We start from the raw sequence: 16,194 nt of genomic DNA, 5'->3' as shown, positions 1-16,194 counted from the left end.
GGCGGATGCCATGACCGGTCGAGTCGGCCGGCAGGTCGGTCAGGCCAGGGCTTCACGCTCGCCGATGAGTACGGCGGCGCCTTCGAAGCGGCCGGCCTCCAGGTCGTTCAGGGCTTGGTCCGCGGCGTCGAAGGGGTAGGGATTGGTCGTCACCCGGGGCGGACGGGCCGAGGTGAGGTCCAGGAAGGCCCGGCCGTCGGCGCGGGTGTTGGCGGTGACGCTGCGCAGCGTCCGCTCCTGGAACAGATGACGCTGGTAGTTCAGCGGGGGAACGTCGCTCAGATGAATGCCCGCCACCGCGAGCGTTCCACCCCGGTCCAGGGCGGCCAGCGCGACCGGGACCAGCTCGCCCACCGGGGCGAACAGGATCGCGGCGTCCAGCGATCCGGGTGGGGCGTCCGTGTCGTAACCCGCCGAGGCCGCGCCCAGGGTTCTCGCCAGCTCCTGCGCCCCGGCGGACCGGGTGTAAACGTGCACGGTCGCGCCCTGGGCGATGGCGACCTGTGCGGTCAGGTGGGCCGAGCCGCCGAAGCCGTAGATGCCCAGCCGCCCGCCCGGCGGCAGGTCACAGCGGAGCAGGGCGCGATATCCGATGATCCCGGCGCACAGCAGCGGCGCCAGCTTCTCGGCGGAAGTCTCCTCGGGAAGGGAGTAGGCATAATCCTCGGGGACGACCAGGTATTCGGCGTAGCCGCCGTCGGCGTCCCAGCCGGTGTAGGTGGAGAAGGGACAGAGATTCTCCGCGCCCCTGCGGCAGTGACGACAGTGCCCGCAGGTCGAGCGGAGCCATGCCACGCCGACGCGGTCGCCCGGCGCGAACCGTACCGAACCAGGACCGGCCGCGGCCACCCGGCCCACGACCTCGTGCCCGGGCACGGTGCGCGGGCGTCGCGGAGGCAGGTCACCCTCGGCGAGGTGGAGATCGGTACGGCAGACGCCACATGCCTCGACCTCTACCAGCACCTCTCCGGGGCCCGGCGCGGGAACCGGGAGCCGGACCCGTTCCAGAGGCCCGGAGGCGATCGGCCCGGGCCGCGCGACCACCCAGGCATCCATCTCGTCGGGGATCGTGGGCCGCAGCGGATACGGCGTGGGCCGGGGGATCCGCACGTCCCGGGCATCCGGGTCGGCGGGTGTCGCCGGGCGTTCGTTCATGGTCATGATGAACCTCCGCGGATGTCTCCCGGCGGGACGCCATGGCGTCCCGCCGCCGAGGGGAGGGCCGAAAGTCTTTCCTCTCCATCTCTACAGGGCGGCCGCGGTGTCTGCCGACGCGACACTCAATGCTCCACGGGGAGGTCTCGGCGTCTGTCGATGTGGCGCCCAAGGCTCCACGGGGCGTCCCAGTTTCTGTCGATGCGAGACCCAAGGGCTCTACGGAGCGGCTGCGATGTCTGTCGATGCGGCGCCCAAGGCGTACGCCGGCGATTCGCTCGAAGCCTCCGCCGGCACGCGGATGAGTCGTCGCTCCCGCGTCAGGCGACGCTGATGTCTATCTGCGGGGAGTGCTTCGGATCCATCCAGCGCAGAATCTGCAGAAGCCTGTCGACCGGCAGGCTGACGCAGCCGGTGGTGGGCCCGCCGTTGCTGATGTGGAGGAAGATCGCGCTACCCAGATGGGGCGTGCGGTCCTTGGTGTTGTAGGCGATCACGGCGCCGTAGTTGTAGGCCGGGAGGGTCACCATGTTCTCGGGAGCGACCCCCGGATTGGCGTGGCGGGAGTCCACCCACTTGTTGTAGAGGGGGCTGGCGGAGTCGTCGTTCCACTTGTCGTAGGAGAACGCCTGCCGGTAGGGAAACCTCACACCGGGGTCGGGCTTGACCCCGAACATGAAGTCGAATCCGTACGTCCCGGACGGGGTGCGCCCGTCGCCCTCCCGCTTCTGGCCCGGCGGGGCGATGCCGCTCTTGCCGACGTTCGCGGTCCACGGCCCGTACGTCTTCACCCAGCGGCCGCCCTCGGCGGTGTAGGCGATCAACGTGGCGGTGGTCTTCTGGTAGGAGTCGGCCGTCACGGTGATGAGCTGCCGTCCCTGCGAGGGGGGCGGCAGGGCGGACGCGGACGCGGAAACGGCACGGGCCCCGGCGGCTCCGCTGAAGATCATGACGAGTGCCAGCAGAACGGCACTCACGCGTACGGAAGCCATTCTCGTGTCCGTAGGCGCTCCCTGATTGGCGGTGTTCATACAGGTCAGGCTAGCCAGAGGGGAGGTGTGCTCGGTGTGGGTCGCCGTTTCCCGGGGGGAGGTCGCGGCGCAGCTCAGGAGCGATATGGGCCGGAGAATCGCTCATGTCAGGCGTGCCCGGCCACGCCATGCGGTGCATCGGCCCCCGGCTCGTATCCGGCCGATCTCGCCGGCTGAGGGTTGCAGGTCAGAACGGCCGGTGGTCGTGCTCGCGGTGACAGGGCATCGGGAGGCCTCGCCGCGAAGACGTCATCGCCCGTTCTGGGAGAAGTGCTGGTAGTCCTTCTCGGTCGACCAGGATCCGCCCCAGCCCCAGCCGATCTTCTTGAACGCGCGCACCACGTTGTCACCGGGGTTGATGACCCCTGGCCGGTCCAGAGGCCGCCGAACGTAGTCTTTCGCGTTCGGGGGCTCGAGGGTTCCGCCTGGATAGGGGTGGATGTAGGGATTCTCTCGGGTGTTGATGTCGATCGCCAGGCCGTAGGCGTGTTGCGACCAACTGCCGCTGGTCCCGACGCGCCGGCAGTTGAAGCCCGAGGTGTTGTCCGCCTTCATCGAGGCGGCGTCGCTGCCCTTGTAGGCCTCCACCGTCTGCATCTGCCGGATGGGGAAGCGCTGGCCGTACAGCTTCTTGAAGACCGAGACGACCTGGTCGGCCACGGATTTGTTGATCACCAGCTCTCCGGTATGGGGCGCGCCGTCGAAACCCCAGTAGGTCATGGTGATCATCCTGAGGTCGGCGGGTTGCACCGGGCACCCGCGGCGCCAGGAATGGCGCAGCTGGTCCGGCGAGACCGGTGTCACCTTGGCGGTGAACGCCTGCGATGTGCCCGGAGAAGGGGTCGGCGATGGAGACGCCGCAGCCGTCGTCATGGCGACGGCGGTCACGCTGAGCAGGACGAGTGCCGCCGCGGCCGGCCTGCGGTGTGGGATGAATGCCATTTCCCCAGGTTAGGCACTCTTCGGAGGCCTGCCCTAATCGATCGGATCAACCGGTCAACGATTCTTTGCGAGAAATATGCCTTTCCCTGGCGGGCGGACACCGGATAGGAGCCGGGAACCGGCCCTTCGCAGCCAGAAGGCAGCGAGACGCAGCTCCACACCGGCTCGTCCTGGCCGGAGGACGAGTGAAGCGCCGTGCCACGCCGGCCCTTCATGGCCGAAGGATGAACGAGGCGCCGCGGGCTGGACCTGCTCCGGGTGAGGGACCGGAACGAGGAGAGCCCTGGGGTTGACCTCAAGTTGGGTCGAGGTTGCAGGCTTGGCCGCGGAGTTGGAGCCGACCTGAAGGGATCTCATGCGCGCGGTGTGGTTGAGGGAGTTCGGCGGGCCGGAGGTGCTCGTCGCGGAGGACACACCGGATCCGGTGGCCGGACCGGGGCAGGTGCTGATCGAGGTGGCGTTCGCCAACATCACCTTCGTGGAGACCCAGATCCGCGCGGGTGCCGGGCCGTTCAAGGTGGAGTTGCCGATGATCCCGGGCAACGGCGTCGGCGGTGTGGTCACGTCGGTCGGTACGGAGGCGGACCGGGGGCTGATCGGCAGGAGGGTGGTCAGCGGCACCGGAGGTTCGGGCGGCTACGCCGAACTCGCCGTCGTGGATGCCGGCGGAGTCTTCGAGGTGCCGGACGGTATGGACCTCGACAGCGCGGTGGCCCTGCTGGCCGACGGGCGTACGGCGATGCTGATGGCCGGGGCGGTCGATCTGCGCAGCGGGGAAAGGGTGCTGGTCGAGGCGGCCGCGGGCGGGGTGGGCACCTTGCTGGTCCAGCTCGCGCGGGCGGCCGGCGCCGAGGTCGTCGCGGCGGCCGGTGGCACGCGCAAGGTCGAGCTGGCACGCGACCTGGGTGCCGATGTGGCGGTCGACTATCGGGAGCCGGGCTGGACGGAGCGGGTGCGCGAGGCCGTGGAGGAGGTGGACGTCGTCTTCGACGGTGTTGGCGGCGCCATCGGCCGGTCGGCGTTCGAGCTGCTCGGCCTGGGTGGGCGGATGATCAGTTTCGGGCTCGCGAGCGGCGAGTGGGCGAATATCTCCGACGAGGCCGCCGCGGACCGTGGAGTGACGCTGGTGCGGCCGGTGATGACGCCGGAGAGGATGCGCTCGCTGACGGAGGGAGCGCTGGCCGAGGCTGCGGCCGGCCGGCTGCGGCCGGTGATCGGGCAGCGGTTCCCGCTGGACCGGGCGGCCGAGGCGCATGCGGCCATGCAGGCGCGGACCACCGTGGGCAAAACCCTGCTGGAGGCGCGGTGAGGATTCCCGGCGTCATCCTGGCGTTGGGTGGGAACGTGATCGACGCTGACGGGACTACAGGTCAGATCTGGCCTGATTGGACGGCGCCCTCGGGCTGGTGAGGACGCCTCGGCCCACCGTACGATCATCACCGGCGCCGCTGAGGTGCGGCCTGGCGTGGTCCGCCGGCGCGCAGGAATAGCTCTCCCAGGGCGTGGATGTGGTCGCGGAACTCGGCGGGCTGGACGACGTCGAACTCGGCGTCCACCGCCGCGAGGATCATGACCGGCCAGTCGAAGGCGTCGACGCTCATGTGCAGGCGGCAGGCGTGCTCGTCGACGGGCTCGACCCTTCCTCCGGTGACGGCGACGACCTGTTCCACGTCGGCGGCCGGGGCGTGGATGTGGACCACGATGTCGTAGCGGGTGGGGCGGGCGTTGAGCCGGTCCTGGACGAACACGGCGGCGTCGGCCGCCGGCAGTTCCCGCTGGCGGAAACGGGCTCCGGTGGTGGCCGGGCCGGTGAGGCGGTCGAGGCGGAAGACGCGCCAGTCGGCGCGATCGAGGTCCCAGGCGACCAGGTACCAGCGGCGTTTGAGCGAGACCAGCCGGTGCGGTTCCACCAGCCGGGTGGCCGGCTCGCCTGCGGGGGTGGCGTAGGTGAAGGTGAGCCGTTCATCGTCGCGGCAGGCCTGGGCGATCACGGTGAGGGTGGTCGCGCCGGCTCGGGGGCCGTTCGCCGCCGGGGCGACGGTGTAGGTCGACACGGCGTCGACGCGGCGGCGCAGGCGGGGCGGCATCACCTGGACGACCTTGGCCAGGGCGCGCAGCGAGGTCTCCTCGATGCCCTCGACGGTGCCGCCGGCGCCGGTGCGCAGGCCGACCGCGATGGCGACGGCCTCGTCATCGTCGAGCAGCAGGGGCGGCATGGCCGTACCGGATTGGAGTTGGTAGCCGCCGGCGACGCCGCGGCTGGCGGCGACCGGGTAGCCCAGCTCGCGCAGGCGGTCGATGTCGCGGCGCAGGGTGCGCTCGCTGACCTGGAGCCGGTCGGCGAGCTCCAGGCCGGGCCAGTGGCGGTGGCTCTGCAGCAGGGACAGCAGTCGCAGCATGCGCGCGCTCGTGTTCGCCATGAATCCAGGATCCACTCCATTCCGGCCGGAAAGTGGCCGGAATGGACCCTAGCGTCGCCTCCGTGAACCAGCCGACGGAGGGAACGCACATGAAGATCTTGGTGACCGGGGCGACGGGGATCGTCGGCCGTCACGTGGTGGACCGGCTCGTGCGGGCGGGTGTGAGTGTGCGGGCGCTGACCAGGAACCCGGCGGCGGCCAAGCTGCCGCCGCAGGTGGAGGTCGTCGAAGGCGATCTCACCGCACCGCGGAGCGTGGCGGCCGCGCTGAGGGGCGTGGAGCGGATGTACCTGTTCTCGGTGGAGCAGACCGCGCGGGAGGTCGTCGCGCTGGCCGAGCAGGCCGGGGTAGGGCGCATCGTGGTGCTGTCGGCGGCCTCGGTGACCGTCGGCTTGCACACCAACCCGGTTGAGCGGGCGGTCGAGGAGTCCGGGTTGGAATGGACGCACCTGCGGCCCTGCGGGTTCATGGCGAACATGGTGCAGATCTGGGCGCCGTCCATCCGGGCCGAGCGCGTGGTGCGCCACCCGTTCGCGGACGAGCCGATGAATCTGATCCACGAGGCCGACATCGCCGCCGTCGCCGTGGCCGCGCTGCTGCACGACGGTCACCACGGCAGGGCCTACACCCTGACCGGGCCCGCGCTGGTCACCGTCCGCGAGCAGGTCCAGGCCATCGGCGAGGCGCTCGGCGAGCAGGTCCGCTACGAGGAGGTCACCCGCGAGCGCGCCCGGGAGCTGATGAAGGCCCAGGGCGGATTCGCCGCGGAGACCGCCGACCTCATGCTCGGCTTCGTCGAGTACGACGGCGGTGAGGCGTCCGGCGCCGACGGCTACGCCGACCAGGACTGGTCCGCGCTGATGCGCGTCTGGCCGGACGTGGAACAGGTCACCGGGCGAGCCCCGCGCGACTACGCCGAGTGGGCCCGTGACCACCTCGCGGACTTCCGCTGACCGCCGCAGCGTCGGCCCGATGCTGTCCGCGAAGCCGACCGTCCCCGCGACGTCCGCGATGCAGGACGAGCATCGCCACGCCAACACGCTCACCTGACCGGATAAGACCGCAGAGGATCTGAGTCGCCCGCCACCGCGCCGTCGGCCACAACCACGTCGCTCAACAGCGGTCGATAATCACACTGCTGCACGGAAAGGCCCGTTGCGGTCTCTCCGGGGATTTACGGCGATATGGTGCTTTTGGGGTAATTCAGAATTTTTGAGAATATTCGCTGTTATCTAGCTGAAATCGCGTCATTCCGGTGACCCGGTGCGGCGACGGGGGGCTCGCCGCACCGGGAGGCCGGGTTAGTCGGATCGCAGTCGACTATTTGGTGATGGTGAAGGTGTCAATGTCGAACAGGTTGCCGCCGCCGCCGGTGAAGACGAGGAAGAGGTTTCCTGAGGCTGATCCGGTCAGGGTGGTGGAGACGTTCTGGAAGGTGTCCCAGTTTCCGGTGACCGGTACGGTGACCGAGCCGAGGAGGGTTCCGGTGGCTGATCCTGATCGGATCTGGATGGTGCCGCCGGATCCTGCGGAGGAGATGCGGGCGCTGAAGGCGGTGGCGCCGGAGGTGTTGACGGTGGAGTAGCCGGCCCAGTCTCCGTTTTCGATGTAGCCGACGGTCTTGCCGCCGCTGGCGGGTCCGTGGTCGGCGGGTTGTACGCCGAAGTTGGAGGTGTAGGCCTCACCCTCGACGGTCTGGGTGACGGGACCGGTGCCGCCGAGCTCCTTGATCCGGATGTTGCGGAACGCGACGTCGTCACCCGTACCGTGGTTCTGGATGCCGATGTGCCCCTCGCGCAGGCTGCGCGCCGCGTTGGTGTTGGTGAAATCGTTGATCTTCGATCCGTTGAGGAAGACCTGGAGCCGCTCGCCCTGGACGAGAAGCTCGTAGGTGTTCCACGCACCCGGCGGGTTCAGGGCCGCGTCGCGGGCGGCGATATCGGCGCTCTTGACCGCGTAGACGGATCCGGTGGTGCGATCCGCGGTGTCGGTGGCGTCGATCTGGACCTCGTAGCCCTTGCTCCCGTTGTTGGGGTCGGCGGCGGGGAGGCCGACGAGGACGCCGGAGTTGTCGTCGCCGAGAGCCTTCCAGTCGAGCTTGAGCGAGTACGAGGCGAACTTCTTCGCCGAGTACCACAGCACGCCCAGGCCGCCGGTGGAGGAGAGGGTGCCGTCGGAGTTGGTGAAGCTGCCCGGACCGGTCTGCGTCCATCCGGTGGTCGAGCCGTTGTACAGCGAGGTGTATCCGGTCTCCGGGCGGCAGTCGGCCTTCGCCATCCCGGCCGCGTACCGGATGCCGCCGAGCAGCAACGTGCGGAACGCCGGCTCGGCGTAGGAGGAGATGGTGTGGCCGAGGCCGGTGTAGAACGACCGGCCGGAGGACTGCGGGTGGCACCAGGTGATGGGGTGGTCACCCATGTCACCGCCGCTGTAGGTGCTCTCGTCGAGGGTCTGCAGCACGTGAGCGGTGCTCCGCGGGTTGGTGCGGTAGTTGTACAGCTCATCGCTTCTGGACCAGGTCGGCCCGAGGTGGGCGGTGGCCGCGTGGGCGCGGTCCTCCGTCTTGACCGTCACCTGCTGGATCGCGGGATGCCCCTTGAACCAGGCTCCCACCAGGTTTCCGTAGTACGGCCAGTCGTACTCGGTGTCGGCGGCGGCGTGGATGCCGAAGTAGCCGCCTCCGCCGTTGACGTAGCTCTCGAAGGCGGTCTGCTGGGTGGCGTTGAGCACGTCACCGGTGGTGCTGAGGAACACCACGGCCTTGTACTGCGCGAGGTTGGCCGTGGTGAAAACCGCGGCGTCCTCGCTGGCGGTGACGGTGAAGTTGTTGGCCGTGCCCAGATCCCGGATGGTCTGAATGCCGGTGGGGATCGCGTCGTGCCGGAAGCCGGCCGTCTTGGAGAAGACCAGCACCTTGTAAGCGGGGTCGGCGGCGTGTGCGGCCGTCGGGACGAGCATGGTCGCGGCGACCAGTGTGGCCGCGCCCATGGCCGTGAGCCCGCTTCGCATGAGGCTCCGCATGGCTGTCCTTTCGTCCGTGAAGCCCGGTGCGGCGGGGGTCCGCCGCACCGGGAGTCGCGTTACTTGGTGATGGTGAGGGTGTCGACGTCGAACAGGTTGCCCGCGCCGCCGGTGAAGACGAGGAACAGGGTGCCTGTGGCCGATCCGGTCAGGGTGGTGGAGACGTTCTGGAAGGTGTCCCAGTTTCCGGTGACCGGTACGGTGACCGAGCCGAGGAGGGTTCCGGTGGCTGATCCTGATCGGATCTGGATGGTGCCGCCGGATCCTGCGGAGGAGATGCGGGCGCTGAAGGCGGTGGCGCCGGAGGTGTTGACGGTGGAGTAGCCGGCCCAGTCTCCGTTTTCGATGTAGCCGACGGTCTTGCCGCCGCTGGCGGGTCCGTGGTCGGCGGGTTGTACGCCGAAGTTGGAGGTGTAGGCCTCACCCTCGACGGTCTGGGTGGTGCCGCCGGTGGCGGTGCCGAAGGTGAAGGCGTCCAGGTCGAACAGGTTGCCCTGGCCGGTCACGCCCTTGAACACCAGGAACAGGGTGGTGGTGCCGGAGGGGGCGTTGGTGATGTTCGCGTTGACGTTGACGAAGGTGTCCCAGCTACCGGTGACCGGGACGGTCGCCGTGCCCAGCAGGGTGCCGGTGGCCGAGCCCGCGCGGACCTCGATGGTGCCGCCCACTCCGCCGGAGGAGACCCGTGCCGTGAACGTCCTGGCGTTGCCCAGCGCGTACGGCTGGAAGGAGATCCAGTCGCCGTTGTCGACGAACCCCGCGGTCTTGGCGCCTTCGGCGGTGGCGTGGTCGGCGACCTGGATGCCGGACTGGGCGCCGAAGTGCTCGGCCTGGCGGTGGCGGGGCTGCAGGGTACGGATGCTGTGCGTGGTCAGGCCGGCCTTGTCGGTGTACTCGGCGTCGAAGACGCCGTAGATGTTGGCCGCGGCGTCGTGCTCACCGTCGGTCGGGACCACGATGCTTCCGGTGCACCCGTTCTTGGAGGTGATGGAGTGGCGGTGGCTGTCGTGACCCAGCAGGTAGGTGACCTTCACCTTGGTGCAGTCGATGGCCCCGTCCTCGGGGTCGGAGACGTTGACCGTGAAGGGAACGGTGTCACCGAAGGAGAACAGCTGCCCCTCGGTGGGGGCCGTGAACGTCACGGTGGGCGCGGTGTTGCCGACGGTCACGATGACGCTCGCGGTTCCGGTCAGCCCGGCCGAGTCGGTGACGGTCAGCGTCGGCGTGTAGGTGCCGTTGGTGTTGTAGGTGTAGGTCGGGTTGGCCGCGGTGGACGTGCCGCCGTCACCGAACTTCCACGAGTAGGTCAGCGCACCGCCCTCGGGGTCGGAGCTGCCGGCCGAGGAGAAGGTGACGGCCAGCGGCGCGGGACCGGAGGTCTTGTTGGCGGCGACACGGGCGACCGGGTTGCGGTTGGTCCCGCCGAGATACTCGATCCGGTAGATGGCCTGGTTGTCGGCACCGGTGCCGTAGTCGAGCACGTTCAGGGCGCCGTCGGGACCGAAGGCCATGTCCATGACCTGCTTGCCCGTCCACGGGAAGGCCTCGATCACACCGGGGGTGCCGTCGGCCTTGACCTCGATGGCCTTGATCCACTGGCGGCCCAGCTCACCGGCGAAGAAACGGCCGTTGAGGGCGGCGGGGAACTTGACGGCGGAGTTGAGGTTGGCGTCGTAGCGGTAGACCGGTCCGCCCATCGGGGACTCGGAGCCGCCGCCGAACTCCGGCGGGGTGCCGGCCTCGCCGCCGTAGCGGATCCAGCTGGCCTTGGCCGCGGGCAGGGTGGCCAGACCGGTGTTGCGGAAGGAGTTGTTGGTCGGCCCGCCGGCGCAGTTGTACTTGGCCGCGGAGGGGCCGGAGGGGAAGGTGTACTCGTTGTAGGTCTCGGCGGTGGTGTTGGTGCCGGTGCAGTACGGCCAGCCGTAGTTGCCGGGGGCCGTGATCCGGTCGAACTCCACCTGGCCGCCGGGGCCGCGGTTGGCGTCGGGGCCGCCGGCGTCGGGGCCGTAGTCACCCAGGTAGACGATGCCGGTGGGCTTGTCCACGCTCATCCGGAAGGGGTTGCGGAAGCCCATCGCGTAGATCTCGGGGCGGGTCTTGGCCGTGCCCGGCGCGAACAGGTTGCCGGACGGGATCGTGTAGGTCCCGTCGGGCTGGGGCTTGATCCGCAGCAGCTTGCCGCGCAGGTCGTTGGTGTTGCCCGAGGAGCGCTGGGCGTCGAACTGGGGGTTGCGGTCGGTGCGCTCGTCCAACGGGGAGTAGGAGTTGGACTCGAACGGGTTGGTGTCGTCACCGGTGGTCAGATACAGGTTTCCGGCGGCGTCGAAGTCGATGTCCCCGCCGACGTGGCAGCACTGGCCGCGGTCGTTGGGCACCTCCATGACGATTTTCTCGCTGGCCAGATCCAGGGTGTCGTCGGTCTTGAGGGTGAACCGCGACAGGTTCAGGTGGCCCTTCCAGGCCTCGAAGGTCGCGGCGGTACCGCTGGTGGGGGCGTCCCCACCGGGGGTGTTCAGCGCCGGCGAGTAGTACAGGTAGATGTAGCGGTTGGTGGCGAAGTTGGGGTCGGCCGCGACGCCCTGGAGGCCCTCTTCGTCGTGGGTGTAGACGTTGAGCTTGCCGGCGACCTTGGTGACGCCGGCGGCGGTGGTGACCCGCAGCGTGCCGTCGCGGGCGGTGTGGACGATGGAGCGGTTGGGCAGCACGGCCAGGGACATGGCCTCGCCGAGCTTGGCTCCGCCGACGGCCAGCTGAACCTGCTGATAGTCCGCAGGAGGGATGGCGGCCGCCGCGGCCGCCGAGGCCGCAGCCGACGTGGCTGTGTGTCCGGCGTGTCCGGCGTGACCGGCGTGAGCGCTGAGATCGGTGGCGTAGGCCACGGGGGTCGTGGGAGAGCTGTACGTAGCGTTGAGCACCACACCGCCTGCTGTGACCAGCAACATCGTGGCGAACATCCGGGCCCAGGGCCGCGAACGTGGAGACATGAGGGAATCCCTTCCTGACCTGGGGGGTAAGTCAGGCAAGGCGCGCGCCGCCGCGCTGATTGCCGTGGTGCCTTTATTTGTCTTGGATAGCAATTAATTGGCTTTGTAACATAAAGATGACACGTTGCGCACCCCTGAGTCAGGTAACGAATTAGCAACCGTCGATTCCGTCGCAGGTGGGAGAAAAAAACCTTCTGGGTTACGAAAATGTTACATAGCGCGAAACGTTTCGACACTTGTGCGCCGCGTATCGGACACCTTTAATTCGGCGAGGCATGCAAATTAATTGTGGGAGCGTGACGTGCAACACGGCCAGGGCGGTAGTTGGAACGGCGGCCAGAAGGGTTCGGCCAGGTCAGCGGGTATTCCCGCGGACCAGGCCACCGTTCGCCGATCCAACCTCTCCCTTGTGCTGCGCCACGTGAGCGAGCGAGGATCACGGTCGAGATCACTCGTCGCCGCGGAGACGGGCCTCAACAAGACCACGGTCACCAGCCTCGTCGGAGAGCTGGTGGCACGCGGACTGATCAAGGAGATCGGGCCGCAGCATGCCGGCGCCGTCGGTCGACCAGGCCTCGCCCTCGCGCTGGACGGCTCCGGCGTGGGAGCGCTGGGCACCGAGGTCAACGTCGACTACGTCGCGGCCTTCGCCACCGACGTGGCCGGCCGGGTGCTCATCGATCGTCGCGTCGGTTTCGACGCCACGGGCGGCGGGCCGGAACGCTCACTCGACGAACTGGCAAGGACGATCAGGGAGGCGGTGGCCGAGCTCGACCTGCTAGGGGTCACCCTCGCGGGAATCACCGTGGCGGTTCCCGGCCTCATCGACTCCGCCACCGGAATCGTCGAGGTCGCACCCAACCTCGGCTGGTACGGCGTGCCGGTGGCCGAGGTGCTCGCGCGGGCAGGTGTCGCACCGAACGTGCCGATCACCGTGGACAACGACGCCAACCTCGCCGCACTGGCGGAGTTCACCGCCGGAGTCGCGGCGGGCACCTCCGATCTCGTCTACCTGACGGGTGAGGTGGGTGTCGGCGGCGGTGTCATCGCGGGTGGACGGCTGCTGGGCGGTGCGGACGGTTTCGCCGGCGAGGTGGGACACGTGATGGTGGACCCTTCGGGCGAGAGGTGCGGTTGCGGCCGGATCGGTTGCTGGGAGACGAAGGTCGGCCTGGCGGCGCTGGTCCGGATGGTCACTCCGGAACGCGCCTACGGTGTCGGCGACGGAGTGGTGCGCGATCCGGAGGAGCGACTGGCCGAGATAGAGCTGCGACAGGCCGCGGGCGACCGCCGGGTCGACGCGGCCGTCATCGAGGTCGGCCGCTGGCTCGGGCGCGGCGCGGCCACATTGGTCAACCTGTTCAACCCGCGGGTGATCGTCATCGGCGGCTACTTCGCCAGGCTCGCCGGGCAGATCATCCCCGTCGCGCAGACCGAGCTGAAACGACTGAGTGTCGCGGGATCGGCGTCCCGCTGCACCTTCGTCGCCTCCGATCTCGGTTTCGGCGCGGCCTCGCGGGGCGCAGCCGGAATCGTCGTCGAACGGGTGCTCTCCGACCCCACCTCCATCGACATCCGCCACGTGGTGACATCGAGACCGGGGAAGGAGCGCTGATCGAATGCCGCTGGGCGTTCCCCCCTTGAAGCTATGAATCCCCTGAACTGACAGAACCGCTGGATCGGCAGATCCGCCGGACCGACGGAACCGTCGGACCGGTGAGTTCGCCGAACCGGTGAAACCGTGAACATCGGTGGCGGGCCTCGTGCCCGGCCACTCCCAAGACCCCCGTCCGTCCGGCTGACCGGACACGCGACGGAGCCGTTCTCGCCGACCTCGGTTCCGACGCGATGGTGCCGTTTCGAGTCACCGAACGGACGGGTCCCAATTCTTGAACTCGGCTGGACATGATCCAGGAGGCTCTCATGTCGGAGTCACCCCCCGACTCTGTACCCCTGCTGTTGATGCGGGGGATCGTCAAGCAATTCCCCGGCGTTCGCGCACTCGACGGCGTTGACCTGGAGGTCTTACCCGGAGAGGTGCACTGCCTGCTCGGCCAGAACGGCGCCGGAAAATCCACCCTGATCAAGGTGCTGGCCGGCGCCCACCAACCCGACGAGGGCACCATCGAACTCGGCGGCCGGCAGGTCCGGCTGTCCTCCCCCACCGCGGCGATCAAACTCGGCATCTCCACCATCTACCAGGAACTGGATCTGGTCGACGGATTGAGCGTGGCCGAGAACATCTTCTTGGGCCATGAGATCTCCCGGCTGGGCTTTGTCAGCCAAAGCGAGGCCAACCGGGCCGCCCGCACCCTGCTCAGCCGGCTGGGTCACGGTGAGATCCGCCCGTCGATGGAGGTGGGCCGCTTGTCGCCGGCGGCCAAGCAGGTGGTCAGCATGGCCCGGGCGCTCTCGCATGACACCCGGTTGATCATCATGGATGAGCCGTCGGCGGCGCTGGCCCATGACGAGGTGGGCAACCTGTTTCGGATCATCCGGGAGCTGACCGCGCAACAGGTGGCGGTGGTCTACATCTCGCATCGGCTGGAGGAGATCCGCGAGATCGGGGATCGGGTGACGGTGCTCAAGGACGGCCGTACCGCGGCGGTGGGGTTGCCGGCCAAGAGTACGCCGACGGCGCAGGTGGTGTCGTTGATGACCGGGCGCAGCGTGGAGTACGTGTTTCCGCCGCGCCGCACCGAGGCGGCCGGGGAGCAGGTGCTGCAGGTGAGGAACCTGACGGTGCCGGGCGTGTTCGCGGATGTGTCCTTTGAGGTGCGGGCGGGGGAGATCGTGGGGTTGGCCGGGCTGGTCGGTTCGGGCCGCTCGGAGATCATCGAGGCGATTTACGGGGCGCGCCGGTTTTCCGGTGAGGTGGTGTTGGAGGGGCGGGCGGTCTCCAGCCGGGCTGGTACCTCGGGGGCGGTGCGTCGGGGGATGGGCCTGGCGCCGGAGGAGCGTAAGGCGCAGGCGTTGCTGCTGGATCAGAGTGTGACGCGCAATATCAGTTTGGCGAGTTTGGGCAAGTACTCGCGGCTGGGCTGGATGGATCGGCGGCGGGAGGCGGTCGAGGCGGCGGAGTTGGTGGCGGCGTTGGATATCCGCCCCGCTGATCCAGAGCGGCCGATCAAGACGTTGTCGGGGGGCAATCAGCAAAAGGCGGTGTTGGCGCGGTGGTTGGTCAATGGCCGCAAGTTGCTGTTGTTGGATGAGCCGACGCGGGGGGTGGATGTGGGGGCGCGGGCGGAGTTGTATGCGGTGGTGCGGCGGCTGGCCGATGAGGGGATCGGGGTGTTGCTGGTCTCCAGCGAGGTGCCGGAGGTGTTGGGGTTGGCCGATCGGGTGTTGGTGATCCGGGAGGGCACGATCATCGCTGAGGCGCCGGCGCGGGATCTGGATGAGCATCGGGTACTGGACATGATCATGGAGGGGAGTGCGCTGTGAGCGATCCCAAGAGCGAGAGCCCGGCAAGCCCGGTGGATACGGTGAAGCAGCCCGGCGGCGAGCCGGCCGGTTCGGAGGGTCACGGTTCGGAGGGTCGGGGGCAGGCGCAGGTGCGCCGGGCCCCGGTGGTGCTGGGCCCGCTGGCCCGGCTGGGCCAGGCCCGCCACCTGGGACTGGTCGCGGCGCTGGTGCTGCTGGCGATCGTCGGGTTGGTGACGGTGCCGGAGAACTTCGCGACCACCTCCAACCTGGTGAGCATTCTGTCGCTGGCCGCGACGATCGGTGTGATCACGGTCGGGGCGACGTTTGTGATCATTGGTGGGGGCATCGATCTGTCGGTCGGTGCGGTGATGGCGCTGGCCTCGGTGTGGGCCACCACGCTGGCCACCCAGGCCTACGGGCCGCTGATCATGATTGTCTGTGCGGTGCTGGTGGGGGCGGCCGCGGGGCTGGTCAACGGGTTCCTGATCGCTTATGGGCGGATGGTGCCGTTCATCGCGACGCTGGCCATGTTGGTGGCCGCCCGGGGTCTGGCGCAGCGGATGTCGGATCGGCGTACCCAGCTGGTGCAGCAGGGCAACGAGATGATCGTTCAGTTGTCGACCACGCGGGTGCTCGGGGTGCCGGTGCTGGTCTACATCTTCGCGTTGGTGGTCGTGGTGGGCTGGGTGGTGTTGAACCGGACCACGTTCGGGCGGCGCACCTATGCGGTGGGCGGCAATCCCGAGGCGGCGCGGCTGGCCGGGATCAACGTGCGCCGGCACACCATGATGTTGTACGCGCTCTCAGGGTTGTGCTGTGGCATCGCGGCGGTGTTGATTATGGCGCGGACCACGACCGGCTCGTCCACGCATGGGGATCTGTATGAGCTGGATGCGATCGCGGCGGTGATTATCGGGGGCACGTTGCTGACCGGTGGCCGTGGGTCGATCATCGGGTCGATCCTGGGTCTGCTGATCTTCACGGTGATCACGAACTTGTTCATTTTGAACGGGTTGAACACCAGTGACCAGTTGATCGCCAAGGGTCTGATCATCGTGGTGGCGGTGTTGCTGCAGCGCCGCAGCCTGGAATCACGAACCTAACCACACGCTCAGGCGCGACTCGCCTCACGAACTTGGGACCCGTCTCGGGAGCCCAGAACCCGCGCCTCGCGGACCGGTCAGGGGACCGCGGGATGCGCATCTTTTCACCCCC

At 68.6% G+C, this 16,194-nt stretch carries 11 protein-coding genes; 5 read left to right on the top strand and 6 right to left on the bottom strand.

The window, feature by feature from the left end; genetic code table 11:
- Positions 1-39 precede the first annotated feature (39 nt).
- The 3 genes from DKM19_RS27710 to DKM19_RS27700 all read right to left on the bottom strand — a co-directional run bounded on the left by DKM19_RS27710 (position 40) and on the right by DKM19_RS27700 (position 3,128).
- Positions 40-1,161: a zinc-dependent alcohol dehydrogenase family protein gene (locus DKM19_RS27710; protein WP_369986511.1), complete on the bottom strand. Its 1,122-nt coding sequence runs from the start codon at positions 1,159-1,161 to the stop codon at positions 40-42.
- A gap of 314 nt (positions 1,162-1,475) precedes the next feature.
- Positions 1,476-2,132 carry a L,D-transpeptidase gene (locus DKM19_RS27705; protein WP_162641820.1) on the bottom strand — a complete coding sequence of 219 codons (657 nt, stop codon included), beginning with the start codon at positions 2,130-2,132 and terminating at the stop codon, positions 1,476-1,478.
- Between the two features lie 303 nt (positions 2,133-2,435).
- Entirely contained in the window at positions 2,436-3,128 is a 693-nt protein-coding gene (locus DKM19_RS27700) for a M15 family metallopeptidase (protein ID WP_110699526.1), read from the bottom strand.
- A gap of 355 nt (positions 3,129-3,483) precedes the next feature.
- On the opposite strand from DKM19_RS27700, the gene DKM19_RS27695 reads away from it, so the two are divergent.
- Positions 3,484-4,437 carry a zinc-binding dehydrogenase gene (locus DKM19_RS27695; RefSeq protein WP_110699524.1) on the top strand — a complete coding sequence of 318 codons (954 nt, stop codon included), beginning with the start codon at positions 3,484-3,486 and terminating at the stop codon, positions 4,435-4,437.
- A gap of 127 nt (positions 4,438-4,564) precedes the next feature.
- Here DKM19_RS27695 and DKM19_RS27690 read toward each other — a convergent pair whose 3' ends face one another.
- The gene (locus DKM19_RS27690) at positions 4,565-5,548 is read right to left on the bottom strand and encodes a YafY family protein (RefSeq protein ID WP_204358268.1); all 984 of its coding nucleotides are present in this window, start codon (positions 5,546-5,548) and stop codon (positions 4,565-4,567) included.
- A gap of 89 nt (positions 5,549-5,637) precedes the next feature.
- Between DKM19_RS27690 and DKM19_RS27685 the strand changes: the two genes are divergently transcribed.
- A complete protein-coding gene (locus DKM19_RS27685; RefSeq protein WP_110706026.1) occupies positions 5,638-6,501 on the top strand; it encodes an NAD(P)H-binding protein in 864 nt (287 codons plus the stop codon).
- Positions 6,502-6,868: 367 nt separating this feature from the next.
- On the opposite strand, the gene DKM19_RS27680 is transcribed toward DKM19_RS27685, so the two are convergent.
- Both DKM19_RS27680 and DKM19_RS27675 read right to left on the bottom strand, forming a co-directional pair.
- Positions 6,869-8,557 carry a ThuA domain-containing protein gene (locus tag DKM19_RS27680; protein ID WP_110706025.1) on the bottom strand — a complete coding sequence of 563 codons (1,689 nt, stop codon included), beginning with the start codon at positions 8,555-8,557 and terminating at the stop codon, positions 6,869-6,871.
- Positions 8,558-8,628: 71 nt separating this feature from the next.
- Entirely contained in the window at positions 8,629-11,553 is a 2,925-nt protein-coding gene (locus DKM19_RS27675) for a carbohydrate-binding protein (protein WP_204358267.1), read from the bottom strand.
- Positions 11,554-11,974: 421 nt separating this feature from the next.
- On the opposite strand from DKM19_RS27675, the gene DKM19_RS27670 reads away from it, so the two are divergent.
- The 3 genes from DKM19_RS27670 to DKM19_RS27660 all read left to right on the top strand — a co-directional run bounded on the left by DKM19_RS27670 (position 11,975) and on the right by DKM19_RS27660 (position 16,082).
- Positions 11,975-13,168 (top strand): ROK family protein, encoded by a 1,194-nt coding sequence (locus DKM19_RS27670; RefSeq protein WP_239513621.1) that lies wholly within the window; start codon positions 11,975-11,977, stop codon positions 13,166-13,168.
- Positions 13,169-13,476: 308 nt separating this feature from the next.
- Positions 13,477-14,997, top strand: a complete 1,521-nt coding sequence (locus DKM19_RS27665) for a sugar ABC transporter ATP-binding protein (protein ID WP_239513620.1) — start codon at positions 13,477-13,479, stop codon at positions 14,995-14,997.
- Positions 14,994-16,082: an ABC transporter permease gene (locus DKM19_RS27660; RefSeq protein WP_239513619.1), complete on the top strand. Its 1,089-nt coding sequence runs from the start codon at positions 14,994-14,996 to the stop codon at positions 16,080-16,082. Before DKM19_RS27665 ends, DKM19_RS27660 begins: the two co-directional genes overlap by 4 nt.
- Positions 16,083-16,194: the final 112 nt, after the last annotated feature.

The sequence above is a fragment of the Streptosporangium sp. 'caverna' genome, assembly GCF_003203775.1.
GTDB lineage: Bacteria > Actinomycetota > Actinomycetes > Streptosporangiales > Streptosporangiaceae > Streptosporangium > Streptosporangium subroseum.
Note: the sequence above shows the minus strand (reverse complement) of the source record. Positions and strands in the feature narration are given on the sequence as shown.

What these genes read in the sequence shown, in the direction of transcription:
- DKM19_RS27695 (WP_110699524.1), top strand. Translation starts at nt 3,484, where the DNA reads ATGCGCGCGGTGTGGTTGAGGGAGTTCGGCGGGCCGGAGGTGCTCGTC.
- DKM19_RS27685 (WP_110706026.1), top strand. Translation starts at nt 5,638, where the DNA reads ATGAAGATCTTGGTGACCGGGGCGACGGGGATCGTCGGCCGTCACGTG.
- DKM19_RS27690 (WP_204358268.1), bottom strand. Translation starts at nt 5,548, where the DNA reads ATGGCGAACACGAGCGCGCGCATGCTGCGACTGCTGTCCCTGCTGCAG.
- DKM19_RS27665 (WP_239513620.1), top strand. Translation starts at nt 13,477, where the DNA reads ATGTCGGAGTCACCCCCCGACTCTGTACCCCTGCTGTTGATGCGGGGG.
- DKM19_RS27680 (WP_110706025.1), bottom strand. Translation starts at nt 8,557, where the DNA reads ATGCGAAGCGGGCTCACGGCCATGGGCGCGGCCACACTGGTCGCCGCG.
- DKM19_RS27700 (WP_110699526.1), bottom strand. Translation starts at nt 3,128, where the DNA reads ATGGCATTCATCCCACACCGCAGGCCGGCCGCGGCGGCACTCGTCCTG.
- DKM19_RS27675 (WP_204358267.1), bottom strand. Translation starts at nt 11,553, where the DNA reads ATGTCTCCACGTTCGCGGCCCTGGGCCCGGATGTTCGCCACGATGTTG.
- DKM19_RS27710 (WP_369986511.1), bottom strand. Translation starts at nt 1,161, where the DNA reads ATGACCATGAACGAACGCCCGGCGACACCCGCCGACCCGGATGCCCGG.